We start from the raw sequence: 17,272 nt of genomic DNA, 5'->3' as shown, positions 1-17,272 counted from the left end.
GCAAAGGCGCGGTCGGCGAGGGTATTTTGAGTCGGTAGATTGGCGTCAAAATGCCACTAGTGGCGCTCTGATAATTAATCAACTGCTCAAGAATTATTCTCGCTACAATCGCCCGCTTTGCCACCTGGCACGGGCGTCTCAGGCCCGTTGCGCACGAGAAGTCCCATGCTCATCGGTAGTTATTCACCCTCACTGGTCGTGATCTCGCTGTTCGTCGCGATCCTGGCTTCCTACACCGCGCTGGACCTGTCCGGCCGCATCGCCACTGCCAAGGGCCGCGCTGTCTATTTATGGATAACCGGCGGCGCCATGGCGATGGGCGTAGGGGTGTGGTCCATGCACTTCATCGGCATGCTGGCGTTGCGCTTGCCGTTTGCCCTGGGTTTCGACCTGTGGATCACGGCGCTGTCGCTGTTGATCGCGGTGCTGTCCAGCGGTTTCGCCTTGTGGCTGGTGAGCCAGCCGCGCTTGCCTGCCTGGCAACTGGCCTTGGGCGCGCTGATCATGGGCACTGGCATTGCGTGTATGCACTACACCGGCATGGCCGCGATGCGCATGACCCCTGGCATCGACTACGACCCGACCTTGTTCGGCGCGTCATTGCTGATCGCCGTGGGGGCGTGCGGCGCGGCGCTGTGGATCGCTTTCAACCTGCGTCGCAATACCCCGTACGTGCGCCTGGCACGCGGCGGCGCTGCGGTGGTGATGGGCTTCGCCATCGTCGGCATGCACTACACCGGCATGGCGGCAGCGCGTTTCGCCGATGAAAGTTTCTGCGGGGCGGCGTTGAACGGGCTGAGCGGCAAGGGCCTGGATAACCTGGTGCTGGTGACCACCCTGGCGGTGCTGGCCATCGCCTTGCTGACCTCGCTGCTGGATGCGCGCCTGGAAGCTCGCACTGCGGTGCTCGCCGATTCCCTGACCCAAGCCAACCAGGAACTCACCCACCTGGCGCTGCACGACATGCTGACCGGTCTGCCCAATCGCACGTTGCTCGCCGACCGTATTCAGCAAGCCATGCAAGCGGTGAAGGAGCAGGGCGGCTGTTTCGCACTGATGTTTATCGACCTGGACGGCTTCAAGCCCGTCAACGATGCATTTGGTCATCATATGGGTGACCAGTTGCTGCGCGAAGTCGGCCTGCGCCTGCGCGAAGATTTGCGTAGCCACGACACCCTGGCGCGCATTGGCGGAGATGAATTTGTATTGCTGGTGCAACTGACCCAGCCGGATGACGCCCTTGGCCTTGCCGAGCGCCAAGTCGTGCTGATCAACCGCGCGTTCCAAGTGGCCGAACATGAGCTGAAGATCTCCGCCAGTGTCGGTATCGCCATGTTTCCGGGCAATGGCAACAGCCCCCAGGAACTGCTGATGAACGCCGACGCCGCGATGTACCACGCCAAGGGCATGGGCAAGAACGGCTACAGCTTCTTTGATGCCTCGATGAACACCAATGCGCGCAAGCAATTGCAACTGTTGCAAGACCTGCGCAACGCGGTGGAGCAGGAGCAATTCCGCCTGTACTACCAGCCAAAGTTTGACGCGGTCAGCGGTATCCCGGTGGGGGCCGAAGCCCTGTTGCGTTGGGAGCACCCACAACAGGGCCTGTTGCTGCCGGCGATGTTTATCGAGCTGGCGGAAAAGACCGGGCTGATCATTCCCATCGGCGAATGGGTCCTCAACGAAGCATGCCGTCAGATGAGCCTGTGGTATGCCCAAGGCTACGAAGACTGGCGCATCGCGGTTAACCTGTCCGCGCTGCAGTTCTGCCACGCCGGGCTGGTCAAGAGTGTGGCTGCAGCGCTGGAGCGCCACCAGTTGCCGGCCAACAGCCTGACCCTGGAGATCACCGAAACCACCGCCATGAGCGATGCCGATGCAAGCATGACGGTATTGCAGCAGCTGTCGGACATGGGCGTCGACTTGTCCATCGATGACTTCGGCACCGGGTATTCCAGCCTGATGTACCTCAAGCGCTTGCCGGCCAACGAGCTGAAGATCGACCGAGGCTTTGTGCGCGACCTGGAACACGACAGCGACGACGCGGCCATCGTTTCCGCCATCGTCGCCCTCGGCCAGGCCCTGGGGCTGCGCATTGTCGCCGAAGGTGTGGAAACCGATGTGCAGCAGAGTTTCCTCACGCGGCTGGGGTGTAACTCCTTGCAGGGTTATCTGCTCGGCCATCCGTTGCCGGCGGAGGGATTCATGGCCGATATCCAGCGCGCCGAAGACGCGGTAGCGCCTGACAAAAGCCGTGCGTGACGGTTATTCTTGGATCCAACCCTAAACATCAGGTTGAATCAGGAGACCGCGCGCATGGATAAAGTCCTCATCATCACCGGGGGCAGTCGTGGGATTGGCGCCGAGACGGCATTGCTGGCCGCTCGCCAGGGCTATCGCATCTGCATCAACTACCAGTCCGACGAAGAGGCGGCCCATCGCGTACTGGAACAGGTGCGCGCGCTGGGCGCCCAGGCCATTGCCGTGCGTGCGGACGTGAGCATCGAAGATGAAGTGATCGCGTTGTTCAACCGCGTGGACGCCGAGTTGGGCCGTGTCACGGCACTGGTCAACAATGCGGGCACGGTGGGGCAAAAGTCCCGCGTTGATGAGATGTCCGAGTTCCGCATCCTTAAAGTCATGAAGACCAATGTGCTGGGGCCGATCCTGTGCGCCAAGCACGCGGTGCTGCGCATGTCGCCCAAGCATGGTGGGCAGGGCGGCAGCATCGTCAATGTGTCTTCGGTGGCCGCGCGCCTGGGGTCGCCGGGTGAGTATGTCGACTATGCCGCGTCCAAGGGGGCGCTCGATACGTTCACCCTGGGTTTGTCCAAAGAAGTCGCCGGTGAAGGCATTCGCGTCAATGCGGTACGGCCTGGCTACATCTTCACCGACTTCCATGCCCTGAGCGGCGACCCGGACCGCGTCAGCAAGCTCGAGTCCGGCATCCCCATGGCCAGGGGCGGGCGCCCGGATGAAGTGGCGGAAGCGATTATCTGGTTGCTCTCGGACAAGGCGTCGTATGCCACCGGGACGTTTCTGGATTTGGGCGGTGGACGTTAAACGCGGGCACCCTCAGGTCCGCAAACCACGCAGCGCTTCATAGCCATTGAGTGAAAATGCCTGGAGCAGGCTGATTTCCGAATTGTCTATGATGCTGTAGCCATTGCTGGCGACGCCGTCGATCTGTCCGTTGAGGCTACGGCTGGCGTTTAGATGGCGGTCGTCCAGGTTATCGAGAAATCTCAACACCTTGTCCAGGTCGTAGGCCGCATTGGCCCGGGCTTGCGGATCCGGATTGGCTTCGGTCCAATCACCGACCTGACGCTTCAGGTCGTCGAGCAAGTGGTAATTGTAGCGGTTGTCCAAAAAGTGCCTAAGTATGGGGCTCTGCTCAATAATCCTTTCTGCCGTTCGGTGATCTCCGGTAGGACGTCCCATTGGGCCTGTCATCTCGCGTATCTGCTGCTGCTCTGCTACACGCATGTAATTGGGAGGGATGTGTAACTGGTTGGGGTTAGCGGACATGTTCATGGGAAAACTCCAGGCGGAATCAGGGAGAACGCACATGCTCATGTGAGAAATGTGCGCTTCCTTATGTGGCTCCCCGTTTAATGGGGGTTCGTTTCAAAACGACCGCACAATCCGCCCCAGCGTCTCCATGGCCTTTTCCGACGCCTCGGTCCACGGGCTGCCGTAGTTCAGGCGAATGCAGTTGCGAAAGCGCTGGGTCGCCGAGAAGATCGGCCCCGGCGCAATACTGATGCCTTGCGCCAAGGCCATCTGGAACAGCTTCAATGAATCCGTCTGCTCCGGCAGTTCCAGCCACAGGAAGTACCCGCCGGCCGGCTGGCTGACGCGGGTCTGCGCCGGGAAGTAGCGCGCGATGGCGGCCAGCATAGCGCTTTGCTGTTCTTCGAGGGCATAGCGCAATTTGCGCAGGTGCCGGTCATAGCCGCCGTGCTGCAGGTAATCGGCGATCGCTGCCTGGGCCGGCATGGACGGGCACAGCGAGGTCATCAATTTCAAGCGTTCGACCTTCTGCGCAAAACGCCCGGCCGCGACCCAGCCCACGCGGTAGCCGGGGGCGAGGCTCTTGGCGAAGGAGCCGCAATGCATCACCAAACCTTCGGTGTCGAAGGCCTTGGCCGGCTTGGGCGCCTGTTGGCCGTAGTACAGCTCGGCGTACACATCGTCTTCGATCAATGGCACCTGATGGCCACGTAGCAGTTCTACCAGCGCCTGTTTCTTGGCTTCCGGCAGGGTCGCGCCCATCGGATTCTGGAAGCTGGTCATGGTCCAGCAGGCTTTGATCGGGTAGCGCTCCAGGGTTTGCGCCAGGGCATTGAGGTCAATGCCGTCGCGCGGGTGCACGGGGATTTCCACGGCCTTGAGCTTCAAGCGTTCCAATACTTGCAGGCAGGCATAGAACGCCGGCGCCTCGATGGCCACCAGGTCACCCGGCTCGGTGACGGCTTGCAGGCACAGGTTCAAGGCCTCCAGGGCGCCATTGGTGATCAGCAATTCCTCCATGGGCAACATCAGCCCGCCGACCATGTAGCGCAGGGCGATTTGCCGACGCAGTTGTGGGTTGCCCGGCGACATGTCGGTGACCACCAGGCGCGGGTCCATCTCACGGCTGGCGCTGGCCAGGGAGCGCGCCAGGCGCGGCAGTGGGAACAACATGGGGCTGGGGAATGCCGAGCCGAAGGGCACGGTGTTGGGGTCCTTGATCGAATCGAGCACCGAGAACACCAGTTCGCTGACATCCACTTCGGTGGACTCATGCACCTGTTCGCTCACCACCGGCTCGGAAAAAGGGCTGGGCGCATGGGTGTTGACGAAGTAGCCGGAGCGCGGCCGCGCGCGAATCAGGCCACGGCGCTCCAGCAGGTAATAGGCCTGGAATACCGTGGACGGGCTGACGCCGTAAGTCTGGCTGGCATAGCGCACCGAGGGCACCCGTTGGCCGGGGCCGAGGACGCCGGTGCGGATCAGTTCTGCGATGTCATCGGCGAATTTTTCGTAGCGTTTCATGGGTGCCTAATTAGCGTTTGAAAATGTACGCAAGTCCATTGTAGGAGCCGGCTTGCCGGCGATGGCGGTGTATCAGTCACAACTTTATTAGCTGCAAGACTGCTATCGCAGGCAAGCCAGCTCCTACAGGTGTTTTTCAGCGATTCAGCGGCGCCACGAAGCGGCTATCGGCGGCGCTGTAGATCCATGGCTCGTGCACGTCCGAGACCTTGAAGCGCAGGGTCTGCGAACTGCTCACCGGTTTATCCGCCAGCAGCGCCACCGACACCGGCACGTCGCTGATTTCTCCCGGCGCCAGGCTGATCTCGGTCTTGCCTTGCAACTGGAAGCCGTCGGCGTCGACCAGCTCCAGGCGGTAGTCCTGGCGTTGCTGGGTCTTGTTGATCACCTTGAGGCTGTAAATGTTTTCTATCTGGCCCTGGGCGTTCTCGCGGAACATGCCACGGTCCTTGGTCACGTCCAGCGACACCATCGGCCGTTCCACCAAGGCCACCACCAGGGCCGCGATCATCACCAACAGCACGGCACTGTAGCCGATCAGGCGTGGCCGTAGCAGGTGAGTCTTGCCGCCTTGCAGTTGATGTTCGCTGGTATAGCTCACCAACCCACGTGGGTAGCCCATTTTGTCCATGATCGAATCGCAGGCGTCGATGCATGCCGCGCAGCCGATGCACTCCATTTGCAGGCCGTCGCGGATGTCGATACCGGTGGGGCACACCTGTACGCACAGCTGGCAGTCAATGCAATCGCCCAGGCCGACGTCGGCGGGGTTGACCTCACGTTTGCGCGGGCCACGGTGTTCGCCGCGGGCCACGTCGTAGGAAATGGTCAGTGTGTCCTTGTCGAACATCACGCTCTGGAACCGCGCATAGGGGCACATGTGCATGCACACCGCTTCGCGCAACCAGCCGGCATTGATGTAGGTGGCGCCCGTGAAAAACAGCACCCAGAACAGGCTGACGCCGCCCATTTGCCAGGTCAGCAACTCGGCGGCCAGGGGGCGGATCGGCGTGAAGTAGCCGACAAAGGTCAGCCCGGTCAGCACGCTGATCCCCAACCACAGCGTGTGCTTGGCCGAGCGCCGCGCCACTTTGTTCAGGCTCCAGGGCGCCGCTTGCAGTTTGATGCGCTGGTTGCGTTCGCCCTCCGTGACCTTTTCGCACCACATGAACAGCCAGGTAAACGAGCTTTGCGGGCAGGTGTAGCCGCACCACACGCGACCGGCAAACACCGTGATTGCAAACAGGCCGAACGCGCAGATGATCAGCAGCGCCGACAGCAGGATGAAGTCCTGGGGCCAAAACGTGGCACCAAAGATGTGGAATTTGCTTTCAGCCAGGTCCCACAGTACTGCTTGCCGACCGCCCCAGTTCAGCCACACGGTGCCGAAAAACGCCAGGAACAGAAAGCCTGCACCGCCCACCCGCAAGGTGCGGAACAGGCCGGTGAAACTGCGGGTATGAATCAGGTTGTCGCTGGATTTGGCCTTCACCTTCTTTGGGTGTATGGGCTCAAAGGTGTCCACGGTTGGGATTCTTTCGCTCATGGTCGTTCGCTCATCAGCCTCCATCAGGCGGATGAACTATGCTCGTGGGGCTGTTTGCATAACAGACTCAGGTATGGCGATAAAAAGCAGATCAGATGGCGTGCGGGCGGGGCGCTGCGACAATGTGCTGCACCCCGTGGTTATTGAGGGGCAGCGTTATTGCGGGCGTGCTGATACAGATCAATCAAATCAGCGAACCAGGTTCCTCGGCCTTTACATGCTGGCGCCCATCGTGGGCCCCGGCAACGGTCAGGGCGTCGGCCTCGGTTTCAGTGATATAGATGCGCTCGGCCGCCAATTCCACATACGACATGGATTTGTCGGTGTCGGTCACGATATTCACCCGGGTCGCTGGCACGCTTTGTTCCTGCCCGTTGTCGTCGAGCATGAAGTAGCACAGCTGGTTTTCGATACGAATGGGCATGCCGTTCTCCTTATCTGTGAGCCATGTAAGGTTAGGGCCCACCGATGTGTAGGGGTTCCAGGCAACTGACTGGCGGTCGCCGCTGTCAATCCTTTACCAACAATGACAAAGGACGACATCCATGGACGCCTGGTGGCATGAAGTGTTGCAGACCCTGCAGGCTGAGTTTGCCGATATCGGCGACGCCAGGCAGCTCACACAGATTACGGTGCGCCTGCTGATCGCCGCGATCCTGGGCGGCATCCTCGGGTTTGAGCGCGAAAGCAAGGGCAAGGCGGCAGGGGTGCGCACTCATATGCTGGTGGCTTTGGGCGCCGCGCTGTTTGTGATGGTGCCGCAGATGTCCGGTAACCAGGCGGACGCCATGAGCCGGGTGGTGCAAGGCGTGATTGCCGGGATCGGCTTCCTGGGCGCCGGCACCATCATCAAAGGCAAGGATGACGAAGAAGGCCATGTCAAAGGGCTGACCACCGCCGCCGGCCTGTGGATGACCGCTGCGATTGGGGTCTCGGCCGGGTTGGGCCGGGAATCGACAGCGGTACTGAGTACATTGCTGGCCTTGGCGGTGTTCAGTGTGATGCCAAAGATCGTACGGGCGTTGGAGAAGTAGCGTTCAGTTCTACTGCACAATATCACTCGGTTTCAGGCGCCCATGGACTTCGATTTCCAACCCCGGACCTTCTCCGTCAAAGACCCGCAGCGTGCTGATATTTTCTTGTGGGTCATAGGAAATGCTGGCGTCGCCGGCCTCCATCACCTCATCGTCAGCGTCGACGAATCGCAAGGGTTCAGGACCGATTTTACTGCGTATACCCGACACATCGATTCTGTCCTTGCCGCTCTCGAAGTCCATGACCTTGTCAGTGCCATCCAGGCTGTTTGACTCAGTCGAGCTACCGTAGACAAAAGTGTCGGCACCGTTTCCACCCCACAGCTTATCTGCGCCGTTGCCGCCATAAATAACGTCGCTGCCGTCGCCACCCTTAAGCTCGTTATTAGCGTCATTGCCTATCATCAGGTCATTGCCTTTGCCACCTATCGCATTTTCGATAATGGTGCCGTGGGCGATAGAGACGTTTCTATCGCGGCCATCGACATTGCTGAAAGTGCCGGGGACCAGGCTGATTTTTTGGCTGTTCTTGTAGCCGGAAAGATCCAGTGTGTCGTTACCACCACCATCCCAAATGGAGGTCCTTAGCTGATCTTTATCGCTCTTGAGCCTAAGGTAAGCTCGATCCGCATTCGAGTTGAAACCATAGGTGGTATCACCTTTGCGGGTTTCATAGTTGGCACCATATTGCCGTTGAGCGGCAGTGATATCGTCCAGCTGCGGACCTGCCGGTGGGGAACCATGGTGTCGGTAGCTCATGATGCTATGAGTCTTTCTATCTTCGGCATAACCCCATTTACCCGCGTTGTGCTTACCGTTGTAGTCACCTGGATGGTCCAGCCCCAGCGAATGACCGATCTCGTGGGTCATGGTGGCAAAGCCATGACGAGGGGATTTGAACGTGCTGGCAGGCGTATAGAGGGTGGTACTGCGTGGGTCTTGGGGGGAGCGTGTAACGTTCGGGCTTATAGGGGAGGATCGACCTTTTAAATCTGTATAGGTCTCAGCATTTTTTAAGTGAATGTGTCCTTCGCTGTGCTGGTCGAATGGCCGCTCGACGAACTTTACGTTGGCCACATCTTCCCAGGACGTCAGCGCTTCGCGGGTGATTTTTTTCTGCCGGTCCGTTATTGGCGAGAAACCATGGTGGCCTGGTTTACTTTTATCTTTTTCAGGGCCAGGGGTGGGGTAAGAATAGGAAACATCGGTTTTCCCGTCGCCATTCACGTCATGCCAGCCGGTTTTTGACCTTAGAAGCTGCGTGGACGCTTCATGAGTGGTCTTGGAGGGAAGCCCATCGGCTGTTTTGCCTCCTCCGCGATCATCTCGGTGTTTGAACTGCTCGACTTGTTGGTACATGTTGCTGCCGTGAGGTGTAGATCTGCTGACCGACATAATTGCGCTCGTGTATTCAAGGGTGCCAGGCACACGAGATTATTAACGTCGAGTTCGCGACGCCCTAAGCACTTTCTTCATGTATCGAAGGAAGTCTTGCTTCGTGGTTGTAGGACGCCGCTGCACCCTGCGCCAGCGGAGCGTTACACGATCACGGGCGGCATAGTTGTCGGCGGCTCCTCCACGGGTGGCGGCTGGTTTTCCGGCGGTTCCTTTTCCGGAATCGGTTCCGGTTCGGTGGGCGGCAGGGTGGGGTTGTCGATATTCGGGTCCGGTGTTTCAGCCGGGATCGGGATATTCATCAGTGTGGCCTCCTTTGTGCTTTGCTCTATCGGTGGACAGTCGCGCGGGCAAATTGATTCCCCGCCCAATGGCGGCATATCCACCTGAACTTTTGTCGACGGCACAGGCTCGGACCTATTACGGCCATGCTCAGGAAGAACGCGGCTGCCTGAAGAATTCGGATCAAGCAAAGAGCGTCCACAGGGCGTAAGGGGAAGATGCTCGATGACTGCTGAAACACAGGTTCCAGACACCTCTCTATTGCCGCTGTCCCAGGCGCTGTTGCTGCCCAGGATCGCGATCGAAAGCACCACCCCCGTGATCGACGGCGGCGAATTCGCCGTCAAGGCCGTGGTCGGCCAACGGGTCAATGTCACCAGCAAAGTGTTCGCCGACGGCCACGACAAGCTTGCCGTGCTGATCCGCTGGCGCCCGCTGCAGGACGAAAGCTGGCACAGCGTGGTGATGACCGATGTGGGTAACAATGGCTGGGAGGGTGCGTTTACCGTCACCCAGCAAGGCCCCCACGAATACTGCATCGAAGCCTGGATCGATACCTTCGCCAGCTTCTGCTACGAACTGCGCAAAAAGCATGAGGCCGGCGTGCCGGTCAGCCTGGAACTGCAGGAAGGCCGCAGCCTGGTGCTGCAGGCCGCCGAGCGCAGTGACAATGAGCTGCGTGATCGCCTGATGCTGCTGCACCACGAACTGTCCGGCCTGCTGGAAACCGAGCAGGTCGCGCAGTTCCTGCACGAAGACAGTGCACACCTGATGACCCAGGCCGATCACCGCGCCTATCTGAGCATCAGCACGGTGTACCCCATCGATGTGGAGCGCGAAGCGGCGCTGTTTGCCAGTTGGTACGAGCTGTTCCCGCGCTCGATCACCGACGATCCCGCGCGCCACGGCACCTTTAATGACGTGCACTCGCGCCTGTCGATGATCCATGACATGGGCTTTGACGTACTGTACTTCCCACCGATCCATCCGATCGGCCGCAGCCACCGCAAAGGCAAGAACAACTCGCTGACCGCCGGGCCCGACGATCCAGGCAGCCCCTACGCGATTGGCAGCGAGGAGGGCGGGCATGAGGCCATCCACCCGCAATTGGGCAGCCGCGATGATTTCCGGCGCCTGGTGCAGGCCGCCGCCGAGCATGGCCTGGAAATCGCCTTGGACTTTGCCATCCAGTGTTCCCAGGACCACCCGTGGCTCAAGGAGCATCCGGGCTGGTTCAACTGGCGCCCGGACGGCACGATCAAATACGCGGAAAACCCGCCGAAGAAGTATCAGGACATCGTCAACGTCGACTTTTACGCGGCGGACGCCATTCCGGGCCTGTGGACCGAGCTCCGCGATATTGTGGTGGGTTGGGTGGAAGAGGGCGTGAAGACCTTTCGCGTCGACAACCCCCACACCAAGCCGCTGCCGTTCTGGCAATGGCTGATCAGCGATGTGCGCGCCAAGCACCCCGAGGTGATATTCCTCGCCGAGGCATTCACCACGCCGGCGATGATGGCGCGCCTGGGCAAGGTCGGCTATTCCCAGAGCTACACCTATTTCACCTGGCGCAATACCAAGGCCGAGCTGAGCGAATACCTGACGCAACTGAACCAATCGCCGTGGCGCGAATGCTACCGGCCGAATTTTTTCGTCAATACGCCGGACATCAATCCGCCGTTTTTGCATGAATCCGGTCGTCCGGGCTTTCTGATCCGCGCCGCGCTGGCAACCATGGGCTCGGGCCTGTGGGGCATGTATTCGGGGTTCGAATTGTGCGAAGCGGCGCCGGTGCCGGGCAAGGAGGAGTACCTGGACTCGGAGAAGTACGAGATCCGCCCTCGGGACTTCACCGCGCCGGGCAATATCATTGCCGAGATCGCCCAGCTCAACCGCATTCGCCGGCAAAACCCGGCGTTGCAGACGCACCTGGGGCTCACTCTCTATAACGCCTGGAACGACAACATCCTGTATTTCGGCAAGCGCAGCGAGGATGGCAGCAACTTCATCCTGGTTGCAGTGAACCTTGATCCCTTCAATGCCCAGGAAGCCCATTTCGAGCTGCCACTGTGGGAGTTGGGCCTGCCGGACGACGCCCAGACCCAGGGCGAAGACTTGATGAACGGCCATCGCTGGACCTGGTATGGCAAAAGCCAGTGGATGCGGCTGGAGCCGCAGATGCCGTTTGGAATCTGGCGTATTACCACTTCTTGAAACCGGACCTGTAGGCGCCGGCTTGCCGGCGATAGGGCCCCTGGCATCGCTGCATGGCTCAAGTACGCCATCGCCGGCAAGCCGGCGCCTACAGTGACCGCGTTTCTCTCGTTCGAATATTCCAGGAGTTTCCAATGGCGAAGAAACCCAACGCTGCCACGTTCATCAAAGACCCGCTCTGGTACAAGGACGCGGTGATCTATCAAGTCCACGTCAAATCCTATTTCGACTCCAACAACGATGGCATCGGTGACTTTCCTGGCCTGATCGCCAAGCTGGACTACATCGCCGACCTGGGCGTGAACACCATCTGGTTGCTGCCGTTCTACCCCTCGCCACGTCGCGACGATGGCTATGACATTGCCGAATACCGTGGTGTGCACAGCGACTACGGGACCATGGCCGACGCCAAGCGCTTTATCGCCGAGGCGCATAAACGTGGGCTGCGGGTGATCACTGAGCTGGTGATTAACCACACCTCCGACCAGCACCCTTGGTTCCAACGGGCGCGCAAGGCCAAGCCCGGCTCGGCGGCGCGGGACTTCTACGTGTGGTCGGACGACGACCAGAAATACGACGGCACCCGCATCATCTTCCTCGACACCGAGAAGTCGAACTGGACCTGGGACCCGGTCGCCGGCCAATATTTCTGGCACCGTTTCTACGCTCACCAGCCCGATCTCAACTTCGACAACCCGCAGGTGATGAAAGCCGTGCTGTCGGTGATGCGCTACTGGCTGGACATGGGCATCGACGGCCTGCGCCTGGACGCCATCCCGTACCTGATCGAGCGTGATGGCACCAACAACGAAAACCTGCCTGAGACCCACGACGTACTCAAGCAGATCCGCGCCGAGATCGACGCCCATTACCCCGACCGCATGCTGCTGGCCGAAGCCAACCAGTGGCCGGAAGACACCCAGTTATATTTCGGTGACAAAAAGGGCGACGACGGCGATGAATGCCACATGGCCTTCCACTTTCCGCTGATGCCGCGCATGTACATGGCCCTGGCCCAGGAAGATCGCTTCCCGATCACCGACATCCTGCGCCAGACCCCGGAGATTCCCGCCAATTGCCAATGGGCGATTTTCCTGCGCAACCACGATGAACTGACCCTGGAAATGGTCACCGACAAAGAACGCGACTACCTGTGGAACTACTACGCCGCCGACCGGCGCGCGCGCATCAATCTCGGCATTCGCCGCCGCCTGGCGCCGCTGATGGAGCGTGATCGCCGGCGTGTCGAGTTGCTCAATAGCCTGCTCTTGTCGATGCCTGGCACGCCGACCTTGTATTACGGCGATGAAATCGGCATGGGCGATAACATCTACCTCGGTGACCGCGACGGCGTGCGTACGCCGATGCAGTGGTCCATCGACCGCAACGGCGGCTTCTCCCGCGCCGACCCGGCCAGCCTGGTGTTGCCGCCGATCATGGACCCGCAATACGGCTACCAGTCGGTGAATGTCGAGACTCAGGCCCAGGACCCGCATTCGTTGCTGAACTGGACCCGGCGCATGCTCGCAGTGCGCAAGCAATCCAAGGCATTTGGGCGCGGCAGCCTGAAAATGCTCTCGCCGAGCAACCGCCGCATCCTGGCCTACACCCGTGAGTTCACCGGTGAAGACGGGCGCAACGAGATCATCCTCTGCGTCGCCAACGTGTCGCGCAGTGCCCAGGCGGCCGAGCTGGACCTGTCGGCGTTTGCCGGCATGGTGCCGGTGGAGATGCTGGGCGGGAATGCCTTCCCGCCCATCGGCCAGCTGAATTTCCTGCTGACCCTGGCGCCTTACGGCTTTTATTGGTTCGTGCTCGCCCCGGAGAACCAGATGCCCAGCTGGCATGTGGAACCGGCCCAGAGCATGCCGGACTTCACCACCCTGGTATTGAAAAAGCGCATGGAAGAATTGCTCGAAGAACCTTGCCGCGCCTCCCTGGAACAGACCGCACTGCCGGCCTGGCTGCCCAAGCGCCGCTGGTTCGCGGGCAAGGACACGGCCATCGACAGCGTGCGCATTGCCTACGGTGTGCGCTTTGGCGACCCGCAGCACCCGGTCTTGCTCAGTGAACTGGAAGTGACAGCCGGTGGCCAGGTCAGCCGTTATCAGTTGCCGTTTGGCTTCCTCGGGGAAGACCAGTTCACCAGCGCCTTGCCGCAGCAATTGGCCCTGGCCCGTGTACGCCGAGTGCGTCAGGTGGGGTTGGTAACCGATGCCTTCAGCCTCGAACACTTTATCCGCGCCGTCATCCAGGGTTTGCAGGCGGGTACCGTGCTTAACACCAGCGAAGGCGAACTGCGCTTTGCCGCCACGCCGCACCTGGCCAAGCTGCAACTGACGGATGAGTCCGAAGTGCGCTACCTGTCGGCCGAGCAGTCGAACAGCTCGGTGGTGGTGGGCGAGAGCCTGGTGCTCAAGCTGATCCGCAAAGTCGCCTCCGGCGTGCACCCGGAACTGGAAATGAGCGCCTACCTGACCGAAGCCGGCTACCCGAATATCTCGCCGTTGCTGGGCTCGATGATTCGCCACGACGCCGAAGGCCAGGACAACTTGCTGATGATTGCCCAAGGCTATTTGAGCAACCAGGGTGACGCGTGGGGCTGGACCCAGAACAACCTGGAACGCGCGATTCGCGACGAACTGGCCGAAGCCATGTCCGAACAGGAGCAGCACTACAACGCCCTGGGCGAGCTGGCGGATTTTTCCGGGTTGCTCGGCCAACGCCTGGGTGAAATGCACCTGGTGCTCGGCGCGAAAACCACCAACAAGGACTTCAAGCCCGAAGCCACCACGGCCAAGGACACCCAGGCCTGGGCCAAGGATGTCGGCGCGCAGCTGGACCGCGCGTTGCAATTGCTCAAACTTCATCAAAGCCAGTTGAACCCCGCGGATCAAGCGCTGGTCAGTGAATTGCTGGCGCAGAAAAAAGCCATCGCCAGCCATGTGCAGGCCTTGGCGAAAGCCACGGCCGGCGGGTTGCGTATTCGGGTCCACGGTGATTTGCACCTGGGCCAGGTGCTGGTGGTGAAGGGCGATGCCTACCTGATCGACTTTGAAGGTGAGCCGGCGCGCCCATTGCACGAACGACGCGGCAAGCACAGCCCGTATAAAGATGTGAGCGGCGTGTTGCGCTCCTTCGACTACGCGGCAGCCATGGCCTTGAATGTACAAGGGGTGGACCATTCGCCCGAAGCGGACCAGGCGCGCAAACGCGTGACTGACCGTTACCTCAAAGAAGCACGCCAGGCCTTTATCCAGGCTTATCAGTCCGCTACGTCTACACTGGCGCATGACTGGCAGGATGCCAAAGGCCAGGACGCAGCGCTGACGTTGTTCAGCCTGGAGAAGGCCGCGTATGAAGTGGCCTACGAAGCGGAAAACCGCCCGACCTGGTTGCCGGTGCCCCTGCAAGGGTTGCACGGACTGTTGAGCGGGCTTGCACCTATATCGAAAACTGCACGCGGTGGGGAGACGTCATGAGCTTTACAAATAAAGAACCGCTGCAACCGAAGTTGACTGCATTGCCGGCGTCCAAGGACGTCGAAGCGCTGGTACGCGCCGAGCACCATGACCCGTTCTCGATTCTCGGGCCACACGATGATGATCACGGCGGCCAGTTTATCCGCGCGTTCCTGCCGGAGGCCTTGAGCGTCCAAGTGCTGGCGCGCGACAGCGGCGAGCCGATCGGTAGCCTGGACGCGAGCCAGGTCCCGGGGTTGTTTGTCGGGCAGTTCAAAACCCGGCAGCCGTACCTGTTGAAAATCCAGTGGGCCGGCGGTGAACAGATCACCGAAGACCCTTACAGCTTCCAGCAACTGTTGCTGGGGGAAATGGACCTGTACCTGTTCGCCGAAGGCAATCACCGCGACCTCAGCAGTTGCCTGGGGGCCCAGGTGACCCGTGTCGATGGCATCGAGGGTGTGCGTTTCTCCGTGTGGGCACCGAATGCGCGGCGCGTGTCGGTGGTGGGCGACTTCAATATCTGGGACGGTCGCCGTCACCCCATGCGCCTGCGCCATCCTTCCGGCGTGTGGGAGATCTTTATCCCACGCCTGCAGCCGGGTGCGGCCTACAAGTACGAGATTCTAGGCGCCAACGGGATCCTGCCGCTCAAGGCCGACCCGATGGCCCTGGCCACCCAGCTGCCGCCAGACACCGCGTCCAAGGTTGCCCAACCATTGCAGGTGGACTGGCAAGACCAGGCATGGATGCAATCGCGGGTCGACAAGCAAAAGACCACGGCGCCGCTGTCGATCTACGAGCTGCACGTGGGCTCCTGGCAATGCGAGTTGGACGAGGCGGGCGAGGTGGCCCGCCAGTACAACTGGCGTGAACTGGCCGAACGCCTGATTCCCTATGTGCAGCAACTGGGTTTCACCCACATCGAGCTGATGCCGATCATGGAACACCCGTTCGGCGGCTCCTGGGGCTATCAGGCACTGTCGCAATTCGCGCCGACGGCGCGGTTTGGTTCGCCGGAAGATTTCGCCTATTTCGTCAATGCCCTGCACCAGGCGGATATCGGCGTGATCCTCGACTGGGTACCGGCGCATTTCCCCACCGATACCCACGGCCTGGCGCAATTCGACGGCACTGCGCTGTACGAATACGCCAACCCGCTGGAAGGGTTCCATCAGGATTGGGACACGCTGATCTACAACCTGGGCCGCACCGAAGTGCACGGTTTCATGCTCGCCTCGGCGCTGCATTGGCTTAAACACTTCCACATCGACGGCCTGCGCGTGGATGCCGTGGCCTCGATGCTCTATCGCGATTATTCGCGCAAGGCCGGCGAATGGGTGCCCAACCGTCATGGCGGCCGCGAGAACCTGGAGGCTATCGACTTTCTGCGCCATTTGAACGACGTGGTGGCCCTTGAAGCCCCCGGCGCGCTGGTAATTGCCGAAGAATCCACGGCCTGGCCAGGCGTGAGCCAGCCGACCCAACAGGGCGGCCTGGGCTTCAACTACAAATGGAACATGGGCTGGATGCACGATTCCCTGCATTACATCCAGCAAGACCCGGTCTACCGCGCCCACCATCACAACGAACTGAGTTTTGGCCTGGTGTATGCCTGGTCCGAACGTTTCATCCTGCCCATCTCCCACGACGAAGTAGTGCACGGCAAGCACTCGCTGATCGACAAGATGCCCGGCGACCGCTGGCAAAAGTTTGCCAACCTGCGCGCCTACCTGGCGTTCATGTGGATGCACCCTGGCAAGAAACTGCTGTTCATGGGCTGCGAATTCGGCCAATGGCGCGAGTGGAACCACGACCAGCAACTGGACTGGTACCTGCTGCAGTACGCCGAACACAAAGGCGTGCAAAAGTTGGTGGGCGACTTGAACCGCTTGTACCGCGAAGAACCGGCCCTGCACGAGCAGGACGACGCGCCCCAGGGCTTCCAGTGGCTGATCGGCGACGATGCGATCAACAGCGTCTATGCCTGGCTGCGCTGGAGCAAGGATGGCAAGCCGGTGCTGGTGGTCGCCAACTTTACCCCAGTGCCGCGTGAGGGTTACGCCGTCGGCGTGCCGTTTGGTGGGCGTTGGAGTGAAGTGATCAACAGCGACGCGGACATGTACGCAGGCTCCAATTACGGTAATGGGGGCGAGGTGTTTACCCAGGACGAACCCAAGCATGGGCAGCCGGTGTCACTGTCGTTGAATCTACCGCCACTGGGCGTGCTGATTCTGCGGCCGGAATCGCTTTAAGGGCTCTACCGTGCTGGATTCTGTTGTCCACGCTGGTGGCAGGGTGCC

Annotated in this window: 12 protein-coding genes; 6 read left to right on the top strand and 6 right to left on the bottom strand. The window is 60.6% G+C overall.

What is annotated here, in order from left to right:
- Nucleotides 1-165 precede the first annotated feature (165 nt).
- On the top strand, nt 166-2,262 hold the full coding sequence (locus AC0IYN_RS27345; protein ID WP_457248500.1) for a putative bifunctional diguanylate cyclase/phosphodiesterase: 2,097 nt from the start codon (nt 166-168) through the stop codon (nt 2,260-2,262).
- Nucleotides 2,263-2,316: 54 nt separating this feature from the next.
- Entirely contained in the window at nt 2,317-3,063 is a 747-nt protein-coding gene (locus AC0IYN_RS27340; RefSeq protein ID WP_406598266.1) for an SDR family oxidoreductase, read from the top strand.
- A gap of 12 nt (nt 3,064-3,075) precedes the next feature.
- On the opposite strand, the gene AC0IYN_RS27335 is transcribed toward AC0IYN_RS27340, so the two are convergent.
- The 4 genes from AC0IYN_RS27335 to AC0IYN_RS27320 all read right to left on the bottom strand — a co-directional run bounded on the left by AC0IYN_RS27335 (nt 3,076) and on the right by AC0IYN_RS27320 (nt 7,007).
- Nucleotides 3,076-3,534, bottom strand: coding sequence for a hypothetical protein (locus AC0IYN_RS27335; protein ID WP_406598265.1), 459 nt, complete (start codon nt 3,532-3,534; stop codon nt 3,076-3,078).
- Nucleotides 3,535-3,627: 93 nt separating this feature from the next.
- Nucleotides 3,628-5,037, bottom strand: a complete 1,410-nt coding sequence (gene mapR / locus AC0IYN_RS27330) for a GntR family transcriptional regulator MpaR (RefSeq protein ID WP_078048180.1) — start codon at nt 5,035-5,037, stop codon at nt 3,628-3,630.
- 136 nt (nt 5,038-5,173) lie between these two features.
- A complete protein-coding gene (gene ccoG / locus AC0IYN_RS27325) occupies nt 5,174-6,583 on the bottom strand; it encodes a cytochrome c oxidase accessory protein CcoG (RefSeq protein ID WP_406598264.1) in 1,410 nt (469 codons plus the stop codon).
- A gap of 184 nt (nt 6,584-6,767) precedes the next feature.
- The gene (locus tag AC0IYN_RS27320) at nt 6,768-7,007 is read right to left on the bottom strand and encodes a DUF3203 family protein (RefSeq protein WP_078048182.1); all 240 of its coding nucleotides are present in this window, start codon (nt 7,005-7,007) and stop codon (nt 6,768-6,770) included.
- A 121-nt stretch (nt 7,008-7,128) separates the two neighbouring features.
- On the opposite strand from AC0IYN_RS27320, the gene AC0IYN_RS27315 reads away from it, so the two are divergent.
- Nucleotides 7,129-7,617 carry an MgtC/SapB family protein gene (locus tag AC0IYN_RS27315; protein ID WP_252994076.1) on the top strand — a complete coding sequence of 163 codons (489 nt, stop codon included), beginning with the start codon at nt 7,129-7,131 and terminating at the stop codon, nt 7,615-7,617.
- Between the two features lie 9 nt (nt 7,618-7,626).
- Here AC0IYN_RS27315 and AC0IYN_RS27310 read toward each other — a convergent pair whose 3' ends face one another.
- Nucleotides 7,627-8,976 carry a M10 family metallopeptidase C-terminal domain-containing protein gene (locus AC0IYN_RS27310; RefSeq protein ID WP_471844200.1) on the bottom strand — a complete coding sequence of 450 codons (1,350 nt, stop codon included), beginning with the start codon at nt 8,974-8,976 and terminating at the stop codon, nt 7,627-7,629.
- Between the two features lie 179 nt (nt 8,977-9,155).
- Nucleotides 9,156-9,314: a hypothetical protein gene (locus AC0IYN_RS27305; RefSeq protein WP_406598262.1), complete on the bottom strand. Its 159-nt coding sequence runs from the start codon at nt 9,312-9,314 to the stop codon at nt 9,156-9,158.
- 205 nt (nt 9,315-9,519) lie between these two features.
- On the opposite strand from AC0IYN_RS27305, the gene AC0IYN_RS27300 reads away from it, so the two are divergent.
- The 3 genes from AC0IYN_RS27300 (at nt 9,520) to glgB (ending at nt 17,224) form a co-directional block, all read left to right on the top strand.
- On the top strand, nt 9,520-11,508 hold the full coding sequence (locus AC0IYN_RS27300) for an alpha-1,4-glucan--maltose-1-phosphate maltosyltransferase (protein WP_458375142.1): 1,989 nt from the start codon (nt 9,520-9,522) through the stop codon (nt 11,506-11,508).
- Nucleotides 11,509-11,642: 134 nt separating this feature from the next.
- Nucleotides 11,643-14,990 (top strand): maltose alpha-D-glucosyltransferase, encoded by a 3,348-nt coding sequence (gene treS, locus AC0IYN_RS27295; protein ID WP_406598260.1) that lies wholly within the window; start codon nt 11,643-11,645, stop codon nt 14,988-14,990.
- Nucleotides 14,987-17,224: a 1,4-alpha-glucan branching protein GlgB gene (gene glgB / locus AC0IYN_RS27290; protein ID WP_457239505.1), complete on the top strand. Its 2,238-nt coding sequence runs from the start codon at nt 14,987-14,989 to the stop codon at nt 17,222-17,224. The genes treS and glgB overlap by 4 nt, the downstream gene beginning before the upstream one ends.
- The last annotated feature ends 48 nt before the right edge of the window (nt 17,225-17,272 follow it).

The sequence above is a fragment of the Pseudomonas sp. AC112 genome, from assembly GCF_979253545.1.
The sequence above is the reverse complement of the archived record's forward strand: the minus strand, read 5'-3'. Positions and strand labels throughout refer to the sequence as shown.

Excerpts from the sequence above, each read along its gene's own strand:
- AC0IYN_RS27345 (WP_457248500.1), top strand. The coding sequence starts at position 166 with ATGCTCATCGGTAGTTATTCACCCTCACTGGTCGTGATCTCGCTGTTC.
- AC0IYN_RS27340 (WP_406598266.1), top strand. The coding sequence starts at position 2,317 with ATGGATAAAGTCCTCATCATCACCGGGGGCAGTCGTGGGATTGGCGCC.
- AC0IYN_RS27335 (WP_406598265.1), bottom strand. The coding sequence starts at position 3,534 with ATGAACATGTCCGCTAACCCCAACCAGTTACACATCCCTCCCAATTAC.
- mapR (WP_078048180.1), bottom strand. The coding sequence starts at position 5,037 with ATGAAACGCTACGAAAAATTCGCCGATGACATCGCAGAACTGATCCGC.
- ccoG (WP_406598264.1), bottom strand. The coding sequence starts at position 6,583 with ATGAGCGAAAGAATCCCAACCGTGGACACCTTTGAGCCCATACACCCA.
- AC0IYN_RS27320 (WP_078048182.1), bottom strand. The coding sequence starts at position 7,007 with ATGCCCATTCGTATCGAAAACCAGCTGTGCTACTTCATGCTCGACGAC.
- AC0IYN_RS27315 (WP_252994076.1), top strand. The coding sequence starts at position 7,129 with ATGGACGCCTGGTGGCATGAAGTGTTGCAGACCCTGCAGGCTGAGTTT.
- AC0IYN_RS27310 (WP_471844200.1), bottom strand. The coding sequence starts at position 8,976 with ATGTACCAACAAGTCGAGCAGTTCAAACACCGAGATGATCGCGGAGGA.
- AC0IYN_RS27305 (WP_406598262.1), bottom strand. The coding sequence starts at position 9,314 with ATGAATATCCCGATCCCGGCTGAAACACCGGACCCGAATATCGACAAC.
- AC0IYN_RS27300 (WP_458375142.1), top strand. The coding sequence starts at position 9,520 with ATGACTGCTGAAACACAGGTTCCAGACACCTCTCTATTGCCGCTGTCC.
- treS (WP_406598260.1), top strand. The coding sequence starts at position 11,643 with ATGGCGAAGAAACCCAACGCTGCCACGTTCATCAAAGACCCGCTCTGG.
- glgB (WP_457239505.1), top strand. The coding sequence starts at position 14,987 with ATGAGCTTTACAAATAAAGAACCGCTGCAACCGAAGTTGACTGCATTG.